Genomic DNA, 22,018 nt, shown 5'->3' with positions numbered 1-22,018 from the left:
CTGCAGGTAGGGTAAAAACAATTTTTGATACAGAGAAGATCCAATGTGAGAGGGGGCTTGTCCTCCCACATTTGGATCTACGTCGTTCTTCAGCCTAGCTGCTCAGCGACGGATTCCGGGATGTCGGCATTCGAGTACACGTTCTGCACATCATCCAAATCTTCCAGCATATCCAGCATCTTCAGCACTTTCTGCGCACCGTCCAGATCCAGCTCCGCGCTGGTGGTCGGCAGCATCACGATTTCCGCGTCGGCGCCTTTGAAACCAGCTGCTTCCAAGGCGTTACGCACAGCATAAAAGCCAGCAAACGAGGTGAACACGTCGATGGAACCATCTTCATTGGTCACCACGTCGTCGGCATCGGCCTCCATGGCAGCCTCGATCAGCGCATCTTCATCCACGCCCGGCGCGAAGGAGATCTGCCCCTTACGCTCGAACAGATAGGCTACCGAACCGTCGGTGCCGAGGTTGCCGCCACATTTACTGAACGCATGACGTACGGCCGCAGCTGTACGGTTGCGGTTGTCGGTCATGCATTCGACCATCACCGCCACGCCGCCAGGGCCATAGCCTTCGTAGCTCAGTTCGACCATGTCATCGGTATCGGCGGCACCGGCACCACGGGCCACGGCGCGGTCGATGATGTCGCGGCTCATGTTCGCGCCCAAGGCCTTGTCCAGCGCCAGACGCAGGCGAGGGTTCGAGCCCGGATCACCACCACCCTGACGGGCAGCGACGGTCAGTTCGCGGATCCACTTGGTAAAAATCTTGCCTTTCTTGGCATCCTGACGCTCTTTGCGGTGCTTGATGTTCGCCCACTTGGAATGGCCAGCCATAACACAACTCCGAAAATTCTCTAGAAACCTTATCAATCCCGTCCCAGACGGGATGCAACCCTTGTAACGCAAAGGCGCATCCGAAGATGCGCCTTTTTAGACTGCGTAAACCTCAGTGCGCTTTCACGCAGCGGCCTTACTCAGCCTTCGGCGTCTCGCGCAGACGAATATGCAACTCGCGCAGCGCCTTGGCATCCACCACACCCGGAGCCTGGGTCATTACGTCCGCAGCACTCTGGGTTTTCGGGAAGGCAATCACTTCACGAATCGACTGGGCGCCGGTCATCAGCATCACCAGACGGTCCAGGCCGAAGGCCAGGCCACCGTGCGGCGGCGCACCATATTTCAGGGCGTCGAGCAGGAAGCCGAATTTCTCTTCCTGTTCCGCTTCGTTGATACCCAACAGACGGAAGACCGACTGCTGCATTTCCTTACGATGGATACGGATCGAACCGCCACCCAACTCAGTGCCGTTCAATACCATGTCGTAGGCACGGGACAGAGCGCCAGCCGGGTTGGCTTCCAGCTCTTGTGGCGTGCACTTCGGCGCGGTGAACGGGTGGTGCAAGGCACTGAAGCTGCCGTCGTCGTTCTCTTCGAACATCGGGAAGTCGACAACCCACATCGGGGCCCATTTGCAGGTCAGCAGGTCCAGATCGTGGCCCAGCTTGATGCGCAATGCACCCAGCGCTTCGCTGACGATCTTGGATTTGTCGGCGCCGAAGAACACGATGTCGCCGTCAACTGCACCCACGCGATCAAGAATCGCGTTCAGGTTGTCCAGCGGGATGTTTTTCACGATCGGCGATTGCAGGCCGTCAACACCGTTGGCGCGCTCGTTGACCTTGATGTACGCCAGGCCCTTGGCACCGTAGATACCAACAAACTTGGTGTAGTCGTCGATCTGCTTGCGCGGCATGCTCGCGCCGCCAGGCACGCGCAGGGCAGCGATGCGGCATTTAGGGTCGTTGGCCGGGCCGCTGAACACCTTGAAGTCGACTTCTTTGAGCTGGTCGGCAACGTCCACCAGTTCCAGCGGGTTACGCAGGTCTGGTTTGTCGGAACCGTAGCGGCGCATGGCCTCTTCGAAGGTCATGTGCGGGAATTCGCCGAATTCCAGGTCCAGCACTTCCTTGAACAGGTTGCGGATCATTTGTTCGGTCAGGCCCATGATCTCTTTTTCATCGAGGAAGCTGGTCTCGATGTCGATCTGGGTGAATTCAGGCTGACGGTCGGCGCGCAGGTCTTCGTCGCGGAAGCACTTGGCGATCTGGTAGTAACGGTCGAAGCCGGCCACCATCAGCAGTTGTTTGAACAGTTGCGGCGATTGCGGCAGTGCGAAGAACGAACCGGCGTGGGTGCGGCTAGGCACCAGGTAGTCACGCGCGCCTTCCGGGGTAGCCCGGGTCAGGATCGGCGTTTCTACGTCGAGGAAGCCGTTCTCGTCGAGGAAGCGACGGATGCTGGTGGTCATGCGCGAACGCAGACGCAGCTTCTCGGCCATTTCCGGACGACGCAGGTCCAGGAAGCGGTAGCGCAGGCGGGTTTCTTCGCCCACGTCGGAGTACTCGTTGAGTGGGAACGGCGGGGTTTCCGACTCGTTCAACACTTCCAGTTCGTAGCCCAGCACCTCAATGCCGCCAGACGCCATGTTCTTGTTCACAGCACCGGCCGGACGCAGGCGAACCTTGCCGGTGATCTTCACGACGTACTCGCTGCGCACGCGGTCGGCGGCGGCGAAGCTCTCGGCGCGGTCCGGATCGAACACCACCTGGGCCAGACCATCACGATCACGGATATCGAGGAAGATCACCCCGCCGTGGTCGCGGCGACGGTGAACCCATCCGCAAAGAGTGATTTCCTGACCTTCCAGGGTCTCGTTCAGTTGGCCGCAATAGTGGCTGCGCATCATGGTAGTGGTTTCACTTCTCGTAATTCGAAATTCGATGGAGGCTTGCCTCGTCACCGTACATTTAAGCAGGGGACGGATAATGCAGGAGCCTGCGCGTAGAGTTCAACTCAGTCTGCTTTGTCGCCGCCCGCCAGATTCTTCTTCGAGCCGGTCTTGAAGTCGGTCTCGTACCAGCCGCTGCCGCTCAGGCGGAAGCCCGGCATGGACAACATCTTCTTCAGCTCAGGCGCCTGGCAGGCAGGGCAATCGACCAACGGCGCGGCGCTGATCTTCTGAATGGCTTCCAACTGATGACCACAGGAAGCACATTGATAATCGTACATGGGCATGGAGATGTCTCGGCGATCAGATCGTTACTGCGCTACGCCTGCTCTACCGGAAAACCGGGCACGCGCAGCAAAGCGCGGGATTATATCTGGTAAATCGAGGCAGCGCAGCCGGCTTTCAGCCCGGAGTCTCGCCCGCCTGGACAGCGGGCCAGCCCCGGAGCCCCCTGATTACTCAGGGATGTACGAGGCGGCACGGTCTTTTAATACGTGAACCACACACACCACCCTGACCAACCCACTGAAGTTCTTCACGCCGCCATAACGCAAATGCACTTCCCGATCGACGTAAGACAGCAACGCACTGACTGAACAGGCATTGATCATGGCTATCTCCGTGAGGATATTCCAATAGATCTGTTCAAGCCGCAGGCAGGTGGAAAACCCATTGAGCCTGACCGACCGGGACAATGGCTTGGCCAGCCCCATATCAAACCCTTTAGCAAAGGGGTCGACCTTTATCTTATGAAAACCACAGGTTTCCATCACTCCATTACCCACTCCGCGTGACATACACCTGACACTCCATTGCCAAACAGCAGCCCATGGGCTTTTCCCATTGGGCGATGGGCCTATAAAACAGCAGGAAGCGAGAGGCAGCCAGAAGACGGGGAGTTGTTAGTCGTAGGACAACGCCAGGAAGTGCGGGGAAATGATCGAGGGGCGCCAGGACGACGCCACTCAGGTTCGATGCTTACTGGTTTTCGAGCAGGGAACGCAACATCCAGGCGGTTTTTTCGTGAACTTGCATACGCTGGGTCAACAAGTCGGCCGTCGGTTCATCGCTGACCTTATCGAGCAATGGGAAAATACCGCGCGCAGTGCGAGTCACCGCCTCCTGGCCCGCCACCAATTGCTTGATCATTTCGTCGGCACTCGGCACACCCTCTTCTTCCTTGATGGAAGACAGACGGGCGTAGATCGAATAAGCGCCCGGTGCCGGGAAACCCAGGGCACGGATACGCTCGGCAATCAGGTCAACCGCCAGTGCCAGTTCGTTGTACTGCTCTTCAAACATCAAGTGCAGCGTACGAAACATGGGGCCCGTGACGTTCCAATGGAAGTTGTGGGTCTTCAAATACAGTACATAGGTATCGGACAGCAGTCGTGATAGTCCATCGACGATGGATTTACGATCCTCTTCACTGATACCAATATCGATTGCCATGTTTTTCCCCTTCAATTGACGAGCATTCATTGATCAGGTGCAGGACCACTCTAGCAAGAGTGCTGGCTGCGTGCAGCCGGAGACACCCAGATGGCGTGCGGCAAATCGCCCCTCTGTTGCTCGGCTGACAACGATGGTCAAGCCTTTGTGCAGAGTAGGAAAATTCTTGAAATACCGTTCAAATGCCCGCAGATGTCTAGGACAAGCGTTTGACGCAGAAATGCCATGGCGCTCGCAACACCCCGAAATGCTTGATTTGAGTAGGCACAGCCTTTGCTGTTAAATAGACAACGTGTGGCTGCCGTTTATTTCTGCGGTGCACCACATAGGCTGATACCCGCGCACGTGCTCAACGCCTCCCATTGTTCAGAAGCGAACCGTGCCAGTCAGCTCTTCCTTGTGATCCGTCTTAACGTGAGTTAATCAAAATGTTGAAAATCGTCCACCTGCTAACGGGCGTTGCAGCGTTGCTGCTGTCCTTTATCCCGAGCCTGCAACAGGGAAGCCCTCCCTACCTGGAACAACACGACGCTCTGTACCTGGCCTTGTTCGGCCTTCTTAACCTGACGCTGGCACCGGTGATCCCTTACTGGAACAAAGGCACGCGTCATCAACTGCAAAACCTGGTCAGCGCGCTGCTGGTACTGACCGTTGTCGTTCAAACCCTCACCCTCCTGGCACCCATGCCTGAAGTGGGTGGCCACCCGGCCATCCTGCTCAGCCTGGTGATTGCTGCTGTTGCCATCGTTCTTCACTTGGCCGTCAGCTTCTACCGTTCGTCCCCAGCCGCCGCGCCGCAAAACTACGACATGACCAACCGGGATACCGGAACCGTCAAGTGGTTCAACACCTCTAAAGGCTTTGGCTTTATCTCCCGCGATTCGGGCGACGATATCTTCGTCCACTTCCGGGCCATCCGCGGCGAAGGCCATCGCGTCCTGGTGGAAGGCCAGCGCGTGGAGTTCTCCGTGATGAACCGCGACAAAGGCCTGCAAGCCGAAGACGTGATCGCGGCACTGCCGCGTCGCTGACTCACACCCTCGGCGTAAAAAAACCGCGATCCAGCTCAGCTGGGTCGCGGTTTTTTATTGCGCGGCAATTAATTGCAGGCTTATCAATAATGAGGCGGCGGCGCTTCTTCTTCAGATGACTCGAACTGGCCGCCCATTTCTTCCTGGCGCTTGAGCAGCGCCGTCATCTGCAGTTGCAGGCGTTCAACAGCCCGCTGCTGGGTGACCAGGATGTCATTGAGCGTCTCGATAGTATCGTCCTGAAAGGCCAGGCGGCTTTCCAGGTCGGTTACGCGGTCTTGCAAATCCATAGCTCAGTCCTGGGTAAAGATGAAGTGGGCAGGCAATAACGCGTGCAGTCGGACGCGAATAGCCGCTACTTGCTCTTCAGTGTAAGGCTGCGCCGGATGCTTGCCCCAAACCGGAGCAGGCCAGGCGGCGTCATCGCGTTTGCGCACAATCACATGCACGTGCAACTGGCTGACGACATTACCCAGTGCACCAATATTCATCTTGTCGGCAGCCAGACCTTCGTTCAGCAACTGTGCCAAGGCGGTCGTCTCTTGCCACAGCGTTTGCTGATCGGCGACATCCAGCTGAAACACTTCGCTGATACCGTTGATACGTGGCACCAGGATGAACCAGGGGTAATTCGAGTCATTGGACAGCAGCAGGCGGCAGAGTGGGAAATCCCCAATGGCCAGTGTGTCATGTTGCAGGCGTTGATCTAAGGCGAACACCGCGGGCACTCCGTTCGGCAGGTCAGTTTCAGGCGTCCAGCATACCTTCGAATGCTCCCGGCTTCACGGCGAATACAAGGAGCCCTGATGCAACTCGATAAAAAAACATGCACCCTTTCGAGGCAGGCGAATATTTGAGCTACGCTAAATCGGGCCTCAACAGGACGCACCAAAATGACCCACTTGCGCCTCAAAGGGATCCGCCATTTACCCACCTACAGGGGTGAACCGGTAACATTTTTCTCTGGTACAAGATTTGTGCACCTCCTCACAGGTGAAATGCCTGGGCGTCAAGCCCAAACCAAACGGCGCAAAAAGCCCGTGCTTATGCGGTTTTTACACGGGCGTAACGTTTTTCACGAAAAAATGACATTCGGTTACCGCTTTGTGCACGCTTGTTGCATTCATACCCGTATCGTCGGCAACGACACACGCTTGGAAGCAGGTGTTTCGCGATAAAAACAGCAGCGTTTCAATGTGCATCAAGGAAGAGTTCAAACTTTGAAAGAGGTCTGAAAAGAGCATTGAAGTTGTCAGTCCGGTTACAGTCGGACTGTGAATTTGCGACAGGGAGCTAGCAATTTACGACAGCCTCGTAAAGAAGCTGAAAGGATAGTTGGGTAAGTATCGTCAATAGAGTCTGCGTGATATAACTTTGCGCCGACACAAAAAAGAAAGAGCCGCCCAGATAAAAATACAGGTGGGACGGCAGTACTCTTCCTAAAACCAAAGGAGCAAATCACGATGCGCGTGATGAAGTGGAGCATGATCGCCCTGGCTGTTTCAGCCGGCGTTTCGCAGTACGCAATGGCGTCCGCCCAGGACGATTCCAAAGGCTTTGTTGAAGACAGCACTTTCGGTATCAATACTCGCTTGCTGTATTTCAGCCGTGACTTCCGTAACGAGCCAGCTAGCGGCTACAAAATTATCAATGGCAAGGCTCAAAGCCGTGTCGAAGAAACTGGCCTGGGCTTCAACGCACTGTACCAATCGGGTTTCACCCAGGGCACTATCGGTGTCGGCGTTGACGTGATTGGCCTGTTGGGCGTCAAACTCGACAGCGGTAAAGGTCGCGCAGGCACCGGCCTGTTCCCTAACGGCGCGGACGGTCGTGCGCAAGACGACTACTCCAAAGGCGGCGGCGCAATCAAGTTCCGCTTCTCCGACACCGTCCTGAAAATCGGTGACCAGTACACAACCGCTCCGGTCTTCGCTTCCGATGACAGCCGTCTGCTGCCAGAGTTGCCGCAAGGTATCTCGATCACCAGCAACGAAATCAAAGGTCTGAAACTGGAAGGCGGTCACTTCACTGCCAGTACTGCGCAAAACGCAACTTACCATGACAGCCTGGGCTTGAAGGAAACCAACTTCATAGGTGGCGTCTACGCATTCACTCCAGAGCTGACGGGTAGTCTGTACTACGCGAAAACCGAAGACTACTGGAAGAAGACTTACGCCAACATCAACTGGACCCATGCTCTGAGCAAGGATCAGTCGCTGGCGTTTGACTTCAACATCTACAGCACCAAAAGCGATGGTCTCGGCCTGCAACGTGCAGAAAAAGACAACACCACCAAGCTCGATAACCGTGCGTACAGCTTGCAAGGCGCATACACCATCGACGCTCACACCTTCACCCTGGCCTATCAAAAGGTTAGCGGTGACGGCGACTACGGCTACGGCGTAGACGGCGGCGGCACGATCTTCCTGGCTAACTCCGTCGCTCGTTCCGACTTCAACGCTGAGGGTGAAAAATCCTGGCAAGCTCGCTACGACCTGAACATGGCCACCTTCGGCGTTCCAGGTCTGAGCTTCATGACCCGTTACGTGACCGGCAGCGGTGCTGACAACGGCACCACTACCAACGCTAAAGAATGGGAACGCGACATCGAAGCCAAGTACGTGATCCAGAGCGGCCCGGCCAAAGACCTCAGCCTACGTCTGCGTCAAGCGACCTATCGCTCCGGCGATGGCGTGTACTACGGTTCGCCTTCGATCGACGAACTGCGTCTGATCGCGAACTACCCGCTGAACATCTTGTAATCAGCAACTTGATTGCAACGATGACTTAAGGTTTAGGCCTTAAATAAAAAGCCGCTCCCCTGTCTACAAGGGAGCGGCTTTTTTATTGCAGTTTTATTTCAATCGAAAAATAACTAGCAAGCTAACTAACGAGATTAAACGTTTGCATCGAACCTGACCTATCGGCCAAGTTCAACACCCTGCCGCTTAGTTATTTCGCAACAGGTTCCTGCATCACACGAATAACCCGCTGTGGAAACGGAATATCAATCCCCGCCTCTTTCAAGCGATCACGTGCCAGTTCATTAAACATGAACACCAGGTCCCAATAATCTGCTGTCTTGGTCCAGCAACGCAGAGAAACAGTGATCGAACTGTCGCCCAGGGTCGAAACCACGGCTACCGCCGCCGGATCAGCCAACACACGCGGGTCTTTCGCCAGCTCCAGCAGCACTTCACGGGCTTTCTGCAGGTCGGCGTTATAGTCGACACCCACGTCAAACACTACCTTGCGGGTCGGCTGACGGTTGGTGTTGGTGATCAGGCCGTTGGACAGGCTGCCGTTCGGAATGATCACCGTCTTGTTGTCACCGGTGCGCAACACGGTGTGGAAGATCTGGATGCTGTCGACGGTACCGGAAGTGCCCTGGGCTTCGATCCAGTCACCAATGCGGAACGGGCGGAACAACAGAATCAGCACACCACCGGCGAAGTTCGCCAGGCTGCCTTGCAACGCCAGGCCGATGGCCAGGGTGGCGGCACCAATCGCGGCAACGAACGAGGTGGTTGCCACACCGATCATCGAGGCCACGTTGACAACCAGCATGACTTTAAGCGCGATGTTGGCCAGGCTGGTGATGAAATGTTGCAGCGCCAGGTCCGCATTACGCAGAGCCAGCAAACGACCCACACGGTGGGTCAGAACGTTGATCAGCCACCAACCGATGGCCAGGGTGATCACTGCCAGCAAAAACCGGCTGCCGTATTCCATGATCATCGGGATCCACGACTCTGAGCTCTTGATCAGTTGATCCACTTCAGCATTCAAATCCATCTATCTTCTCCAGTTTCGCGGATGTGCGGCTTTATTGACTGTCTGAAAACGCAAATGAGCCCCGTGGGGCTCATTGGCAGGCACAGACACTGGGGCGTGGGACGTCAAAAAACCCAACAGGTTCCCCAAAGTGCCATCAGTCGCGGAAGTTATTGAACTGCAGCGGCATGTCGAAGGTCTTGGCGCGCAGGGCAGCGATCGCTTCCTGCAAGTCGTCACGCTTCTTGCCGGTGATACGTACCTGCTCGCCCTGGATAGCCGCCTGGACTTTCAACTTGGCATCTTTAACGTGAGCGACGATTTTCTTCGCCAGCTCTTTGTCGATGCCTTCCTTGAGTACGGCTTCCTGCTTCATCAGCTTGCCGGAAGCGTAGGCATCTTTGATTTCAAGGCACTGCGCGTCGATCTTGCGCTTTACCAAGGACAGCTTGAGGATCTCGATCATCGCTTCCAGCTGGAAATCGGCTTCAGCGGTCAGGTTGACGGTCAGTTCCTTTTCCTTGAATTCGAAGCTGCCCTTGCCTTTCAAGTCATAGCGACGGTCCAGCTCCTTGACGGCGTTCTCGACGGCGTTGGTGACTTCGTGTTTGTCCAGTTCGGATACCACGTCGAACGAAGGCATGTCATTTCTCCAATATAAGGGGCGGACTCAGTAGAGATGGAGCGCGCCCGAGCTAAAATGCCGAGGCATTATAGCGGTTCTTTCGCCCCGTTCACTGTGAGCGACCCTACGGAGCACAAACTGATGTCGACCACCTGGCATATTCTCGGCGCCGGCAGCCTGGGTACACTCTGGGCCACACGCCTGGCTCGCGCGGGCATACCAGTGAGGCTGATCTTGCGCGATGACGCGCGCCTGGCCAACTATCAAGCGGGAAAAGGGCTGACGCTGGTAGAGCAAGGCGTAGAACACACCTACCCCGTGATCGGCGAAACGCCGCACAGCCCTGAGCCAATTCATCGCCTGTTGGTAGCGTGCAAAGCCTACGACGCCCAGAACGCCATCGCACAGCTGCAACATCGACTTGTACCGGATGCCGAACTGATCCTGCTGCAAAACGGCCTCGGCAGCCAGGATGCGGTGGCCGCGCAGCTACCCCAAGCCCGCTGCATCTTTGCCTCCAGCACCGAAGGTGCGTTCCGCGACGGCGATTGGCGCGTGGTCTTTGCCGGTCATGGCTACACTTGGCTGGGGGACGCGGCCCACCCCACTCCACCGCTGTGGCTGGAAGACTTGCACACCGCCGGCATTCCCCACGAATGGAGCACCGAGATTCTCACGCGCCTGTGGCGCAAGCTGGCCCTCAATTGCGCCATCAACCCACTGACCGTGCTGTACCAATGCCGCAACGGCGGCTTGCAAGAGCATCAGTGTGAAGTCGCGACCTTGTGCGCCGAATTGAGCGAGCTGCTCGAGTGTTGCGGTCAACCAGCCGCCGCCCAGGATTTGCACAGCGAAGTGGAACGGGTGATCCAGGCCACTGCCGCTAACTATTCCTCCATGTATCAGGACGTGGCCAACGCCCGGCGCACCGAAATCAGCTACTTGCTCGGCTATGCCTGCCAGGCGACTGCCCGTCACCAATTAGTCCTGCCGCATCTGCAACAAGTGCAGGCGCGCCTGGTCGACTACTTACGTGCACGTGGATTGGCCAGCGACTGAGGCACGCGCTACCCTGCCTACCTGTCTATCACCTGGAAAAAACCTGATGCCACTGCGCCAGCGTCTTGAAAATCTACCGGTAGGGCAGAAGCTGCTGGCCGCCTTGCTGGTGTTATTGACCACCGTATTGCTGGTGGCCAACCTGACGTTTATCAGTGCCGCCTACTGGATCTCCCAGGAAAGCATGGCGCCCCAGGCATTGCAGGCCATTGGCCGCCTGGTGTCCAACCCGTCCCTCGCCGCCGAAGCCCTTGAGTCCCCAGCCAAGGCTGAGGCCCTGCTCAACGAACTGACCAGTTACTCGCCACTACGCGCCGCTGCGTTGTATGACGGAGAAGGCAACCGTCTGGCGCAGATGCAACACGTCAATCGCTTACACCTGCCGGACAATTACCGGCATATCGAGGCCTGGCGCGTCACCGAGTTTCGCAGCAATCAAATCATCACCCTGCCCCGCGCCGGCCAGCCTTCCGGGCATCTGCTGTTGGTGGCCAGCAGTGAACTGCCGGTCGCCTTCTATACCGGTACGCTGACGGCGAGCCTGGGCATTCTGATTTTCAGTGTGCTGCTATGGCTGGTCATCGCGCGGCAGATCAAACGCCTGATTACCCGTCCGATCCACGAACTGGAAGAACTGTCCCGCCAGGTAACCCGCGAAGAAAACTACGCCCTGCGCGCCCGGCGTGGTAACCACGATGAGATCGGCAGCCTGGCCGAAGCCTTCAACACCATGCTGTCACGCATCGAAGCCCGCGAGCAGCAGCTCAAGCGCGCGCGCGACGACTCCCAGGCCGCCTACGATCAGGCCCAAGGCTTGGCCGAAGAGACACGCCACACCAACCGCAAGCTGGAACTGGAAGTGCAGGTTCGCAGCAAGATCGAGAAAAAGCTCACCGGTTTCCAGAACTACCTGAACAGCATCATCGACTCGATGCCTTCGGCGCTGATCGCTCTGGATGAGCAGCTCTACGTCACCCAATGGAACCAGGAGGCAACTGCGCTTTCCGGCACGCGTCTGGATGAGGCACTGAATCAACCGATCTTCCTTGCGTTCCAACCGCTCAAGCCGTATCTGCCGCAAATCAAGGCCACGGTTGAGCAGCACACGGTGGAACGCATTGAGCGCGTCACCTGGATCAAGGATGACGAGCCCAAACATTACGCCCTGACCTTCTACCCATTGATGGGCGGTGCCGGGCGTGGCGTGGTCATCCGTATCGACGACATCACCCAGCGCCTGTCCCTGGAAGAAATGATGGTGCAATCGGAGAAAATGCTCTCCGTCGGCGGTCTCGCCGCGGGTATGGCCCACGAAATTAATAACCCGCTGGGGGCGATCCTGCATAACGTGCAGAACATCCGTCGCCGCCTGTCCCCCGACCTGCCCAAGAACCTGGAACACGCCGAACAGGCGGGCATCGAGCTAGACACGGTCAATCGCTACCTGCAAAGCCGCGAAGTGCCGCAACTGCTCGATGGCATCCAGCAAGCCGGGGCTCGGGCAGCGAAAATCGTCACCCATATGCTCAGTTTCAGCCGCCGCAGTAATCGCCAGATGGCGCCCTGCGATTTACCGGCACTGATCGACCAAGCGGTAGACATTGCCGGTAATGACTTCGACCTGACGATCGGCTTCGACTTCAAGGGCCAGGCGATCATCCGCCAGTTCGATCCGCAGTTAGGCCCGGTACCCGGCACCGCCAACGAACTGGAACAGGTGCTGCTCAACCTGCTGAAAAACGCAGCTCAGGCCATTCACCTGCGTGAAGATGACAGTGAACCTGGGCGCATTATCCTGCGCACCCGCCTCAATCCGCCTTGGGCGGAGATCCAGGTGGAAGACAACGGCATCGGCATGAGCGAAAACGTGCGCAAACGTACTTTCGAGCCATTTTTCACCACCAAGGAAATCGGCCAGGGCACCGGGCTTGGGCTATCGGTGTCGTACTTCATCATTACCAACAACCACAAAGGCCAGATGGAAGTGCACTCCACGCTAGGCCAAGGCACCTGCTTTACCCTGCGCCTGCCTTTAGCGGGCAGCCAATTACCGCCCTACGAACTCACTCAACTGGAGCAATGACCATGGGCTTTCGCCTGTCGAAGATCTACACCCGCACCGGCGACAAGGGCGAGACGGGCCTGGGCGACGGCCGACGCGTGCCCAAGGACCACCCACGGGTGGAGGCCATCGGCGAGGTCGATACGCTGAACAGCCAGTTGGGTTTGCTGTTGGCCAATCTTGAAGAACAGAGTGGCAAGCATCCGGAGCTAAAGGATGTGATTGAGGTGCTTACACCTTGTCAGCACCGTTTGTTCGATCTGGGCGGTGAACTGGCGATGCCGGTGTACAAGGCGCTGAATGCGGCGGAAGTCGATCGGCTAGAGGCGGCGATTGATCGCTGGAATGAGGAAGTCGGGCCGCTGGAGAACTTCATCTTGCCCGGTGGTTCAGCGCTGATCGCCCAGGCCCATGTGTGCCGCAGCCTGGCGCGTAGTGCGGAGCGGCGGTGTCAGCAGTTGAATGCGCTGGAGCCTTTGGAGGGCGTGGGGTTGGCGTATATCAATCGGTTGTCGGATTTGTTGTTTGTGGCGGCGCGGGTGATTGCCAGGCGCCAGGGTGTTGCGGAGATTTTGTGGCAGGCGGCGGCGAAGCCACACTGAGTACAGCGGTGTTTGATCAGGCCCTTTCGCGAGCAAGCCCGCGAAGAGTCCTGTCAGAGCGGCATCAAACCTCAGGCCAAAACGCTCTAATACCCGCAACACCCTGAGCCCCAGCGTCCCAAGCCTGCTCCTGTTCAGCAGGCCCAACCCCGCCGAGCAAAAACACCGGTTTGCTGAATCCACTGATCAACTGCGCCGCCTGCTCCCAGCCCAAAGGCTGGGCATCGGGGTGAGTCTGGGTCGGCTGAACCGGCGACAGCGTGACAAAATCCACGTCCATCATTTCCGCCAGCGCCAGTTCTTCTGCGTTGTGGCACGACGCCGCCAACCAGCGATCCTTTGGCAACGGCCGACCTTTGCTCGCGTACTTACGCAGTTGCGCCGAGGTCATGTGCCAACCCGCCGAAGGAAAATCCCCCAGCCATTCAAACGGCCCCTTGAGCATCAATTGCGCCTTGCCGGCACACAGGCCAACAGCGTCCACCGCCAGGTCACGGTATTTAGGGTCGTAACCGTTGGGCGCACGCAATTGAACCAGCTTGATACCGCCGGCAATGGCTTTCTGAATACCGCGCAACAGCGTCGGGGTTTCCAGCTCGCCCGGGGTGATCAGGTATTGCGCAGGCAACCGTGCCGCCGCAACGATCGGCGCATTCGCCGCCGGAAATTCATAGTTGGGCAAGTCCCGAGGGGCCACCCATTCCAGCGGCTGCCCTTCGGCACCATGGGGTTCGCCAGTAAAGGCTGAGACTTCCCAGACATCCAGCAACACCTGCTTGTCCGGGTAGTCATGCTGCACTTTGATCAGCGGCCGCGCCGTGGTGACCTGAATACCCAGCTCTTCCTGCAATTCGCGGGACAGCGCCGTGGCGACCGACTCGTCGGCCTCGACCTTGCCACCGGGAAACTCCCAGAGGCCACCCTGATGCTGAGTATCGGCGCGGCGCGCCAGCAGGATCCTGCCGTCGACACCGCGGATCACCGCTGCTGCTACATGCACTCGTTTCACCGCGCTAATCCTCTTTGCTATCAGGTACGGTATTCCGCATTGATCTTCACGTACTCGTGGGACAGGTCGGTGGTCCAGATGGTTTCGCTGCACGCGCCGCGACCCAGCTCGATGCGGATGGTGATTTCTTCCTGCTGCATCACCGCCGAGCCTTGAGCTTCGGTGTAGGTCTGCGCACGGGCGCCACGGCTGGCGATGCACACGTCGCCGAGGAACACGTCGATCTTGCTCACGTCCAGGTTCGGCACGCCGGCACGACCAACGGCGGCGAGGATACGGCCCCAGTTCGGGTCGGAAGCGAACAGTGCAGTCTTGATCAGCGGCGAATGCGCCACGGTGTAGCCCACGTCCAGGCATTCCTGGTGGTTGCCGCCGCCGTTGACTTCAACAGTGACGAACTTGGTAGCGCCCTCGCCGTCACGCACGATGGCCTGGGCCACGTCCATGCACACTTCGAACACCGCCTGCTTCAACGCCGCGAACAGCGGGCCGTTGGCGGAGGTGATTTCCGGCAGATTGGCCTGGCCGGTAGCGATCAGCATGCAGCAGTCGTTGGTCGAGGTGTCGCCGTCGATAGTAATGCGGTTGAACGACTTGTTAGCGCCGTCCAGGATCAGGCTGTGCAGCACGTCGCGGGAGACTTTGGCGTCGGTGGCGATATAGCCGAGCATGGTGGCCATGTTCGGGCGGATCATGCCCGCGCCTTTGCTGATACCGGTCACGGTGACAGTCACGCCTTCGTGTACGAACTGACGACTCGCGCCTTTTGGCAAGGTGTCGGTGGTCATGATGCCGGTGGCGGCGGCGGCCCAGTTATCCACAGACAGGTCGTCCAGCGCGGCTTGCAGGGCGCCTTCGATTTTCTCAACAGGCAACGGCTCACCGATCACGCCGGTGGAGTACGGCAGCACTTGGCTGGCATCTACACCGGTCAATTGGGCCAGCTTGGCGCAGGTGCGCGCAGCCGCCACCAAGCCTGGTTCGCCGGTACCGGCGTTGGCATTGCCGGTGTTGGTCAGCAGGTAACGAATAGAACCAGCCACACGTTGTTTGGCCAGGATCACCGGCGCAGCGCAGAAAGCGTTGAGGGTGAACACACCCGCGACAGTCGAGCCTTCAGCACAGCGCATCACCACCACATCTTTGCGCCCTGGGCGCTTGATGCCGGCCGAAGCGATACCGAGTTCAAAACCGGCAACCGGGTGCAAAGTGGGCAAAGGACCAAGACCAACAGCCATGAATGCGCTCCTTAAAAATAGGTGATGTCTGTGCCGTCGTGAGCGACGGTGAAATTAATGGCAAAACGCCGCGACGGCAGAGGCCGGTCGCGGCGCAGGGTGTTACAGCGTCAGGCAAAAATCTTAGTTGATTTCGCCGTGGCAATGTTTGAACTTCTTGCCCGAACCGCACCAGCACAGTTCGTTACGGCCCAGCTTCTGGTCATTGCGAACCGGGGCTTGAGCCAGGGCCACATCAACCTCTTCGCCCAATACCTCAGGGGCTTCCAGACCCGGTGCTTCGTCATGCTGGAACTGCATACGGGCCGCCAGTGCTTCGGCTTCCTGACGCAAGCGAGCTTCTTCCTCGATCGGGTCTTCGCGACGCACCTGAACGTGAGATAGCACGCGAATCGAATCGCGCTTGATCGAATCCAGCAGTTCGGAGAACAGCGTGAACGACTCGCGCTTGTACTCTTGCTTCGGGTTCTTCTGGGCGTAGCCACGCAGGTGGATACCGTGACGCAGGTGGTCCATGGTCGACAGGTGGTCTTTCCACAGATCGTCCAACACGCGCAGAACGATTTGCTTCTCGAAGGTGCGCAGTGCTTCGGCACTTGCTTGCTCTTCTTTCTCGTTGTACGCGGCCAGCAGCTCGGTCATCAGCTTCTCGCGCAGGGTTTCTTCGTACAGGTGGTCGTCTTCGTCCAGCCATTGCTGAACCGGCAAGTCGACGCCGAAGTCGTTCTTCAGCGCAGCTTCCAGACCGGCAACATCCCACTGCTCAGGCAGGGACTGTGGCGGGATGTGGGCGCTGACAGTGGCGTTAAGCACGTCCTGACGGAAATCAGCAATGGTCTCGCCAATGTTATCGGCAGCCAGCAACGTGTTACGCATGTGATAGATCACTTTACGCTGTTCGTTGTTGACGTCATCGAACTCAAGCAGTTGCTTACGAATGTCGAAGTTGCGGCCTTCAACCTTGCGCTGGGCCTTCTCGATGGCGTTGGTCACCATGCGGTGCTCGATCGCTTCACCGGACTGCATGCCCAAGGCTTTCATGAAGTTCTTCACCCGATCAGAGGCAAAGATGCGCATCAGGCTGTCTTCCAGGGACAGGTAGAAACGGCTGGAACCGGCGTCACCCTGACGACCGGCACGACCACGCAACTGGTTGTCGATACGACGCGATTCGTGACGCTCGGAAGCGATCACCTGCAAACCACCAGACTCCAGCACGGCCTGGTGGCGTTTCTGCCAGTCAGCCTTGATCTGTGCGATCTGCTCGGGACTCGGGTTTTCCAATGCCGCGACTTCGACTTCCCAGTTGCCGCCCAACAGGATGTCGGTACCACGACCGGCCATGTTGGTCGCGATGGTCAGTGCGCCTGGGCGACCGGCCTGGGCGATGATCTCGGCTTCTTTTTCGTGGAACTTGGCGTTGAGGACCTTGTGCTCGATGCCTTCCTTATTAAGCAGGTTGGACACGTGCTCGGAAGTTTCGATGGTGGCGGTACCCACCAGGATCGGACGGCCCTGGGCCATGCCTTCCTTGATGTCGTTGATGATCGCCGCGTATTTCTCTTCGGCGGTCAGGAACACCAGGTCGTTGAAGTCTTTACGTGCCAGCGGCTTGTTCGGCGGGATAACCACAACCGACAGACCGTAGATCTGGTGGAATTCGAATGCTTCTGTGTCGGCTGTACCGGTCATACCGGACAGTTTGTTGTACAGACGGAAGTAGTTCTGGAAGGTAGTGGACGCCAACGTCTGGCTTTCAGCCTGGATGTTGAGCACTTCCTTGGCTTCGATGGCCTGGTGCAGGCCTTCGGACAGACGACGACCCGGCATGGTGCGACCGGTGTGTTCGTCGACCAGTACGACCTGGCCGTCTTGCACGATGTATTCGACGTTGCGATGGAACAGCTTGTGAGCGCGCAGGCCAGCATACACGTGGGTCAACAGGCCCAGGTTGTGCGCCGAGTACAGGCTTTCGCCCTCGCCCAGCTCGCCAATCTGGGTCAGCATGTCTTCGACGAACTGGTGACCGGCCTCGTTGAGCTCGACCTGACGAGTCTTCTCGTCGATGGTGAAGTGACCTTCTTTGGTCACCACGCCTTCCACTTCTTCAATGTGCTGGGTCAGACGCGGAATCAGTTTGTTGATTTCGGTGTACAGACGCGAGCTGTCTTCGGCCTGGCCGGAGATGATCAGCGGGGTACGGGCTTCGTCGATCAGGATGGAGTCGACTTCGTCGATCACGGCAAAGTTGAGTTCGCGCTGGAATTTTTCTTCCATGCTGAACGCCATGTTGTCGCGCAGGTAGTCGAAACCGAATTCGTTGTTGGTGCCGTAGGTGATGTCGGCAGCGTAAGCCAGACGTTTCTCTTCCGGTGGCTGGAACGGCGTTACCACGCCGACGGTCAGGCCGAGGAATTCATACAGCGGGCGCATCCAGTTGGCGTCCCGGCGGGCCAGGTAGTCGTTCACCGTCACAACGTGCACGCCCTTGCCGGACAGTGCGTTGAGGTAAACACCCAGGGTTGCCACCAGGGTCTTGCCTTCACCGGTACGCATTTCGGCAATCATGCCTTCATGCAAGGTCATGCCGCCGATCAACTGGACGTCGAAGTGGCGCATGCCCATGACACGCTTACCGGCTTCGCGGGCGACCGCAAAGGCTTCGGGAAGCAGCTTGTCGAGGGTTTCACCTTTGGCTATGCGGGCCTTGAACTCTTCGGTCTTGGCGCGCAATTGCTCGTCCGAAAGAGCAACCATCTGCTCCTCGAAGGCATTGACCAGCTGCACCGTCTTGAGCATGCGTTTAACTTCGCGCTCATTCTTGCTTCCAAAAAGTTTCTTTAACAAAGGCGCAAACATATCGGCAGGTTCTTCCACACATAGGGATGGAGGGCGCACCGTGAGTGGCCCGAGCAGCCCTCACGGCCGCATGCGAACGCGCATTCTACCCGGAATCGTGGGTGAGGAAAGTGGCGTTATTCCCCGATGCTGGCATGGTGCTGTGAGAGGGCCTGTTTAAAATAAGGGCTTTTGCTGGAACTTCAACCCATGGCGCGCAGAAGTTACCTATCGATTTCATGGGCAAAGCCCTGCTATCGCATTGCCTGGGGCCATACAGGCGCTTTCTGCTAAGATAGCCGCTCTGTTACTTAAGGTGTCTAAACATGGCATTTCGCCCTCTTACAGCCCGCGCCCCTGGCGTGTTGCTTCGCGAAGCCAAGCCGTTGAAAGCCATCTTCGGCCATGCGCAACGCTTGGGCCATTTGCAACGCCTGCTCGACAGCCAACTGCAACCTGCCGCACGTGAACATTGTCATGTGGCGTCGTGGCGCGAAGGTAATTTGCTATTAATTGTCACCGACGGCCATTGGGCTACTCGTTTGCGCTATCAGCAAAAACGCCTGCAGCGACAATTGATGGCATTTGATGAGTTTGCCAGTTTGACGCGTATCCAGTTCAAGGTGCAGCCACCCACCGTGCAGCAAGGCGCAGTGGGGCACACGATGGACCTGTCGGTGAATGCGGCCGAAACCATTCAGGCAACGGCTGACGGGATCAGTAATCCGGGCCTGCGCGCAGCATTGGAGCGGTTGGCCGCCCATGCCAAGCCCAAGCCCTGAACCACTACTTGCGCTTGCTACCGCCCAGCAACGACCCCAGCAACCCACGCACCAACTGCCGCCCCATCTGATTGGCAGCCTGTTGCATCGCTGATTTGAGTGCCTTGCCTGCAGTGGTTCCCAGAAAGGCTCCGGCCTTGTCGGTAAAGCTCGGTTCTTCGGCGGCTGGCTTGGCCTCCTCCGTTGTCCCAAGTTCTTTGCGCGCCATCAACACTTCATAGGCAGACTCCCGATCGATCGGTTTGTCATACCGCCCCAGCAAAGGCGAACTGGCAATCAGCACGGCGCGTTCAGCTTCGCTGAGCGGTCCGATCCGCGATTGCGGTGGTGCCACCAGTACACGCTGGACGACTTCCGGCGTGCCTTTGTCCTGCAAGGTGCCCACCAGCGCCTCACCCGTACCCAACTCAGTCAGTACCGACAAGGCATCGAACGCCGGGTTAGGTCGGAAACCGTCTGCCACAGCCCTTAGAGACTTCTGTTCTTTGGTCGTGAAAGCCCGCAAACCGTGCTGAATACGCAGACCGAGTTGGGCCAATACCGTGTCAGGTAAATCACCCGGGGATTGAGTGACGAAATACACACCCACACCTTTGGACCGAATCAAGCGCACCACTTGCTCCAGGCGATCCTGCAAAGCCTTCGGCGTATCGGCAAACAACAAATGTGCCTCGTCGAAAAACAGTGCCAGCAGCGGTTTGTCGGCATCACCGCGTTCCGGAAGCTGCTCGAACAGTTCCGCCAACAGCCACAGCAAGAACGTCGCGTAGACCTTCGGCGCCTCATGCACCAGACGGCTGGCGTCCAGCAGATGGATGCGTCCGCGACCATCACTGGTGGGCTGCAAGATATCTTCAAGTTGCAGGGCAGGCTCGCCAAACAAGGCCTCAGCGCCCTGTTGCTCCAGCACCGCCAAACGCCGTAACAGCGCCTGGCTGGAGCCGGTGGTCATCAACGCAGCATCATCGCCCAGCAACTCCGGGTGATAACGCAGATGGTTGAGCAGTGCCTTGAGGTCCTTGAGGTCCAGTAGCAACAGGCCTTCGCGGTCCGCCACCTTGAAGGTGGCATAGAGCGCCGACTGCTGGCTGTCGGTGAGTTCCAGCAGACTGCCGAGCAATAACGGCCCCATTTCGCTGATGGTGGTGCGTAACGGATGACCGGATTGCCCATGGATATCCCACAGCGTCACCGGATAAGCCTTCGCCGTGTAATTAAGGAAGGGCATACCCGCGATGCGCTCGGCCACTTTACCCTGAGGGTTGGCCGCAGCACCCAGTCCGCACAGGTCACCCTTGATATCAGCAGCGAATACAGCCACGCCTGCATCGCTGAAGGCTTCCGCCAGGCGCTGCAAAGTGACGGTCTTGCCTGTACCGGTGGCGCCGGCAATCAACCCGTGACGGTTGGCCAGGCGCATTGCCTGGGTGATGGGCTGGCCGTCTAGGCCAGCGCCGATAAGGAGTTGCGTGGAGTCAGGCATTTCGTCACCTATGGTTAATCTTTAGTGCGGCCAGGTCGATATAGACAAGTGTGAGACCCACAAAGTCAAAAATAGGTCGAATGGTTCCTACAGGAACCCACGAAGCTATCAAACGGAGCTATCACAAGAAACATCACACCTTTTTTTGACGCTGCCATTTTGCGCATCCCACAAAGACGCGCCTCGGATAATAAGACCTTAGCGGACCCTACAAGCCATGAATAAAAATCTGCGCTTCAGCCACAAAATCCTGCTTGCAGCCTCCCTTATCGTCATCGCCGCCTTCGCCCTGTTTACCCTCTACAACGACTACCTGCAACGCAATGCGATTCGCGACGACCTCAATAACTACCTGCATGAAATGGGCGATGTCACCGCCAGCAACATTCAAACCTGGCTTACCGGGCGCATTGCCCTGGTGGAAAACGCTGCACAAAACATCGCCATCAACCCAGAACCCACTGCGGTTGCCAGCCTGCTGGAACAGAAAGCCCTGACGTCCTCGTTCATGGCAACCTACGTGGGCGACAGCAAAGGCGCCTTCACCATCCGCCCCGACACAAAAATGCCGGATGGCTTCGACCCACGGGTTCGCCCTTGGTACAAAGGCGCCCAGAGCAGCAATGGCTCAACGCTGACCGAACCCTATATCGACGCCGCTACCGGGCAGTTGATCATCTCCATCGCGACCCCCAGCACCAAGGCCGGCCAGAGTCTCGGCGTAGTGGGTGGCGACCTGAGCCTGCAAACCCTGGTGAATAACATCGGCGCCCTGAACTTCGGCGGCATGGGCTATGCGTTCCTGGTCAGTGCCGATGGCAAAGTGCTGGTGCACCCGGACAAAAACCTGGTGATGAAGACCCTCGCTGACGTGTACCCGAAAAACACACCGAAGATCAGTGGTGACTTCAGCGAAGTTGAGGCCAACGGCAAGGACAACATCGTGACCTTTACACCGATCAAGGGCCTCCCGTCGGTGAACTGGTACCTGGGTATTTCGGTAGATAAAGACAAATCCTTCGCCATGCTCAGCGAATTCCGCACCTCGGCGGTAATTGCCACGATCATTGCCGTGGCAATCATCATCGCGCTGCTGGGTATGCTGATCCGTGTACTGCTGCAACCCTTGCATGAGATGACCCACACCCTGCAGGACATCGCCGATGGCGAAGGTGACCTGACCCGCCGCCTGACCATCCAGAATAATGACGAATTCGGTACGTTGGGCAATGCCTTCAACCGCTTCGTGGAACGGATTCATACGTCGATACGC

The 22,018-nt window shown here is 57.8% G+C and carries 19 protein-coding genes and 1 pseudogene; 7 read left to right on the top strand and 13 right to left on the bottom strand.

All coding sequences use genetic code 11. The features are described 5' to 3' along the window. Positions 1-89: 89 nt before the first annotated feature. The 5 genes from BFL40_RS12880 to BFL40_RS12860 form a co-directional block, all read right to left on the bottom strand. On the bottom strand, positions 90-836 hold the full coding sequence (locus tag BFL40_RS12880; protein WP_071484349.1) for a YebC/PmpR family DNA-binding transcriptional regulator: 747 nt from the start codon (positions 834-836) through the stop codon (positions 90-92). Positions 837-972: 136 nt separating this feature from the next. Next, positions 973-2,748: an aspartate--tRNA ligase gene (gene aspS / locus BFL40_RS12875; RefSeq protein ID WP_071484348.1), complete on the bottom strand. Its 1,776-nt coding sequence runs from the start codon at positions 2,746-2,748 to the stop codon at positions 973-975. 107 nt (positions 2,749-2,855) lie between these two features. After that, the gene (locus tag BFL40_RS12870) at positions 2,856-3,077 is read right to left on the bottom strand and encodes an FmdB family zinc ribbon protein (protein ID WP_010208103.1); all 222 of its coding nucleotides are present in this window, start codon (positions 3,075-3,077) and stop codon (positions 2,856-2,858) included. A 168-nt stretch (positions 3,078-3,245) separates the two neighbouring features. Then, on the bottom strand, positions 3,246-3,587 hold the full coding sequence (locus BFL40_RS12865) for a ribbon-helix-helix domain-containing protein (protein ID WP_071484347.1): 342 nt from the start codon (positions 3,585-3,587) through the stop codon (positions 3,246-3,248). 181 nt (positions 3,588-3,768) lie between these two features. After that, on the bottom strand, positions 3,769-4,242 hold the full coding sequence (locus BFL40_RS12860; protein WP_071484346.1) for a Dps family protein: 474 nt from the start codon (positions 4,240-4,242) through the stop codon (positions 3,769-3,771). A gap of 428 nt (positions 4,243-4,670) precedes the next feature. Here BFL40_RS12860 and BFL40_RS34435 point away from each other — a divergent pair, with 428 nt between their 5' ends. Next, entirely contained in the window at positions 4,671-5,273 is a 603-nt protein-coding gene (locus tag BFL40_RS34435) for a cold-shock protein (protein WP_071484345.1), read from the top strand. Between the two features lie 83 nt (positions 5,274-5,356). On the opposite strand, the gene BFL40_RS12850 is transcribed toward BFL40_RS34435, so the two are convergent. Both BFL40_RS12850 and BFL40_RS12845 read right to left on the bottom strand, forming a co-directional pair. Next, complete coding sequence (locus BFL40_RS12850) at positions 5,357-5,563, bottom strand: SlyX family protein (protein WP_017847119.1); 207 nt, start codon at positions 5,561-5,563, stop codon at positions 5,357-5,359. A 3-nt stretch (positions 5,564-5,566) separates the two neighbouring features. After that, entirely contained in the window at positions 5,567-5,992 is a 426-nt protein-coding gene (locus BFL40_RS12845; protein ID WP_071484344.1) for an HIT domain-containing protein, read from the bottom strand. Positions 5,993-6,736: 744 nt separating this feature from the next. Here BFL40_RS12845 and BFL40_RS12840 point away from each other — a divergent pair. Continuing rightward, entirely contained in the window at positions 6,737-8,035 is a 1,299-nt protein-coding gene (locus BFL40_RS12840; RefSeq protein ID WP_071484343.1) for an OprD family porin, read from the top strand. Positions 8,036-8,225: 190 nt separating this feature from the next. Here the strand turns inward: BFL40_RS12840 and BFL40_RS12835 are convergent, their stop codons facing one another. After that, positions 8,226-9,068 (bottom strand): mechanosensitive ion channel family protein, encoded by an 843-nt coding sequence (locus BFL40_RS12835; protein WP_071484342.1) that lies wholly within the window; start codon positions 9,066-9,068, stop codon positions 8,226-8,228. Positions 9,069-9,204: 136 nt separating this feature from the next. Then, positions 9,205-9,690 carry a YajQ family cyclic di-GMP-binding protein gene (locus BFL40_RS12830; RefSeq protein WP_003209785.1) on the bottom strand — a complete coding sequence of 162 codons (486 nt, stop codon included), beginning with the start codon at positions 9,688-9,690 and terminating at the stop codon, positions 9,205-9,207. Between the two features lie 123 nt (positions 9,691-9,813). Here BFL40_RS12830 and BFL40_RS12825 point away from each other — a divergent pair, with 123 nt between their 5' ends. From BFL40_RS12825 to BFL40_RS12815, 3 genes are read left to right on the top strand one after another with little or no spacing between them, the layout of a single operon-like run. Then, a complete protein-coding gene (locus BFL40_RS12825; RefSeq protein ID WP_071484341.1) occupies positions 9,814-10,731 on the top strand; it encodes a putative 2-dehydropantoate 2-reductase in 918 nt (305 codons plus the stop codon). 46 nt (positions 10,732-10,777) lie between these two features. Continuing rightward, positions 10,778-12,814 carry a sensor histidine kinase gene (locus BFL40_RS12820; RefSeq protein WP_071484340.1) on the top strand — a complete coding sequence of 679 codons (2,037 nt, stop codon included), beginning with the start codon at positions 10,778-10,780 and terminating at the stop codon, positions 12,812-12,814. Positions 12,815-12,816: 2 nt separating this feature from the next. Beyond that, positions 12,817-13,395, top strand: a complete 579-nt coding sequence (locus BFL40_RS12815) for a cob(I)yrinic acid a,c-diamide adenosyltransferase (RefSeq protein WP_071484339.1) — start codon at positions 12,817-12,819, stop codon at positions 13,393-13,395. 64 nt (positions 13,396-13,459) lie between these two features. Here BFL40_RS12815 and BFL40_RS12810 read toward each other — a convergent pair whose 3' ends face one another. The 3 genes from BFL40_RS12810 to secA all read right to left on the bottom strand — a co-directional run bounded on the left by BFL40_RS12810 (position 13,460) and on the right by secA (position 18,501). Beyond that, positions 13,460-14,404: a Nudix family hydrolase gene (locus tag BFL40_RS12810; protein ID WP_071484338.1), complete on the bottom strand. Its 945-nt coding sequence runs from the start codon at positions 14,402-14,404 to the stop codon at positions 13,460-13,462. A 20-nt stretch (positions 14,405-14,424) separates the two neighbouring features. Beyond that, positions 14,425-15,642, bottom strand: a complete 1,218-nt coding sequence (gene argJ / locus BFL40_RS12805) for a bifunctional glutamate N-acetyltransferase/amino-acid acetyltransferase ArgJ (RefSeq protein WP_071484337.1) — start codon at positions 15,640-15,642, stop codon at positions 14,425-14,427. Positions 15,643-15,765: 123 nt separating this feature from the next. Then, positions 15,766-18,501, bottom strand: coding sequence for a preprotein translocase subunit SecA (gene secA, locus BFL40_RS12800; protein WP_071484336.1), 2,736 nt, complete (start codon positions 18,499-18,501; stop codon positions 15,766-15,768). 305 nt (positions 18,502-18,806) lie between these two features. Between secA and BFL40_RS12795 the strand changes: the two genes are divergently transcribed. After that, positions 18,807-19,262 (top strand): DUF721 domain-containing protein, encoded by a 456-nt coding sequence (locus BFL40_RS12795; RefSeq protein ID WP_071484335.1) that lies wholly within the window; start codon positions 18,807-18,809, stop codon positions 19,260-19,262. 4 nt (positions 19,263-19,266) lie between these two features. On the opposite strand, the gene BFL40_RS12790 is transcribed toward BFL40_RS12795, so the two are convergent. Beyond that, positions 19,267-20,745 carry a helicase HerA-like domain-containing protein gene (locus tag BFL40_RS12790; protein WP_071484334.1) on the bottom strand — a complete coding sequence of 493 codons (1,479 nt, stop codon included), beginning with the start codon at positions 20,743-20,745 and terminating at the stop codon, positions 19,267-19,269. 217 nt (positions 20,746-20,962) lie between these two features. Between BFL40_RS12790 and BFL40_RS34615 the strand changes: the two are divergent. Then, positions 20,963-21,994: pseudogene (locus tag BFL40_RS34615) on the top strand (HAMP domain-containing protein); the annotation flags it as partial. Between the last annotated feature and the right edge of the window lie 24 nt (positions 21,995-22,018).

The organism is Pseudomonas costantinii (assembly GCF_001870435.1).
GTDB lineage: Bacteria > Pseudomonadota > Gammaproteobacteria > Pseudomonadales > Pseudomonadaceae > Aquipseudomonas > Aquipseudomonas costantinii.
The sequence above is the reverse complement of the archived record's forward strand: the minus strand, read 5'-3'. Positions and strand labels throughout refer to the sequence as shown.

What these genes read in the sequence shown, in the direction of transcription:
- BFL40_RS12880 (WP_071484349.1), bottom strand. Translation starts at nt 836, where the DNA reads ATGGCTGGCCATTCCAAGTGGGCGAACATCAAGCACCGCAAAGAGCGT.
- aspS (WP_071484348.1), bottom strand. Translation starts at nt 2,748, where the DNA reads ATGATGCGCAGCCACTATTGCGGCCAACTGAACGAGACCCTGGAAGGT.
- BFL40_RS12870 (WP_010208103.1), bottom strand. Translation starts at nt 3,077, where the DNA reads ATGCCCATGTACGATTATCAATGTGCTTCCTGTGGTCATCAGTTGGAA.
- BFL40_RS12865 (WP_071484347.1), bottom strand. Translation starts at nt 3,587, where the DNA reads ATGTCACGCGGAGTGGGTAATGGAGTGATGGAAACCTGTGGTTTTCAT.
- BFL40_RS12860 (WP_071484346.1), bottom strand. Translation starts at nt 4,242, where the DNA reads ATGGCAATCGATATTGGTATCAGTGAAGAGGATCGTAAATCCATCGTC.
- BFL40_RS34435 (WP_071484345.1), top strand. Translation starts at nt 4,671, where the DNA reads ATGTTGAAAATCGTCCACCTGCTAACGGGCGTTGCAGCGTTGCTGCTG.
- BFL40_RS12850 (WP_017847119.1), bottom strand. Translation starts at nt 5,563, where the DNA reads ATGGATTTGCAAGACCGCGTAACCGACCTGGAAAGCCGCCTGGCCTTT.
- BFL40_RS12840 (WP_071484343.1), top strand. Translation starts at nt 6,737, where the DNA reads ATGCGCGTGATGAAGTGGAGCATGATCGCCCTGGCTGTTTCAGCCGGC.
- BFL40_RS12835 (WP_071484342.1), bottom strand. Translation starts at nt 9,068, where the DNA reads ATGGATTTGAATGCTGAAGTGGATCAACTGATCAAGAGCTCAGAGTCG.
- BFL40_RS12830 (WP_003209785.1), bottom strand. Translation starts at nt 9,690, where the DNA reads ATGCCTTCGTTCGACGTGGTATCCGAACTGGACAAACACGAAGTCACC.
- BFL40_RS12825 (WP_071484341.1), top strand. Translation starts at nt 9,814, where the DNA reads ATGTCGACCACCTGGCATATTCTCGGCGCCGGCAGCCTGGGTACACTC.
- BFL40_RS12820 (WP_071484340.1), top strand. Translation starts at nt 10,778, where the DNA reads ATGCCACTGCGCCAGCGTCTTGAAAATCTACCGGTAGGGCAGAAGCTG.
- BFL40_RS12815 (WP_071484339.1), top strand. Translation starts at nt 12,817, where the DNA reads ATGGGCTTTCGCCTGTCGAAGATCTACACCCGCACCGGCGACAAGGGC.
- argJ (WP_071484337.1), bottom strand. Translation starts at nt 15,642, where the DNA reads ATGGCTGTTGGTCTTGGTCCTTTGCCCACTTTGCACCCGGTTGCCGGT.
- secA (WP_071484336.1), bottom strand. Translation starts at nt 18,501, where the DNA reads ATGTTTGCGCCTTTGTTAAAGAAACTTTTTGGAAGCAAGAATGAGCGC.
- BFL40_RS12795 (WP_071484335.1), top strand. Translation starts at nt 18,807, where the DNA reads ATGGCATTTCGCCCTCTTACAGCCCGCGCCCCTGGCGTGTTGCTTCGC.
- BFL40_RS12790 (WP_071484334.1), bottom strand. Translation starts at nt 20,745, where the DNA reads ATGCCTGACTCCACGCAACTCCTTATCGGCGCTGGCCTAGACGGCCAG.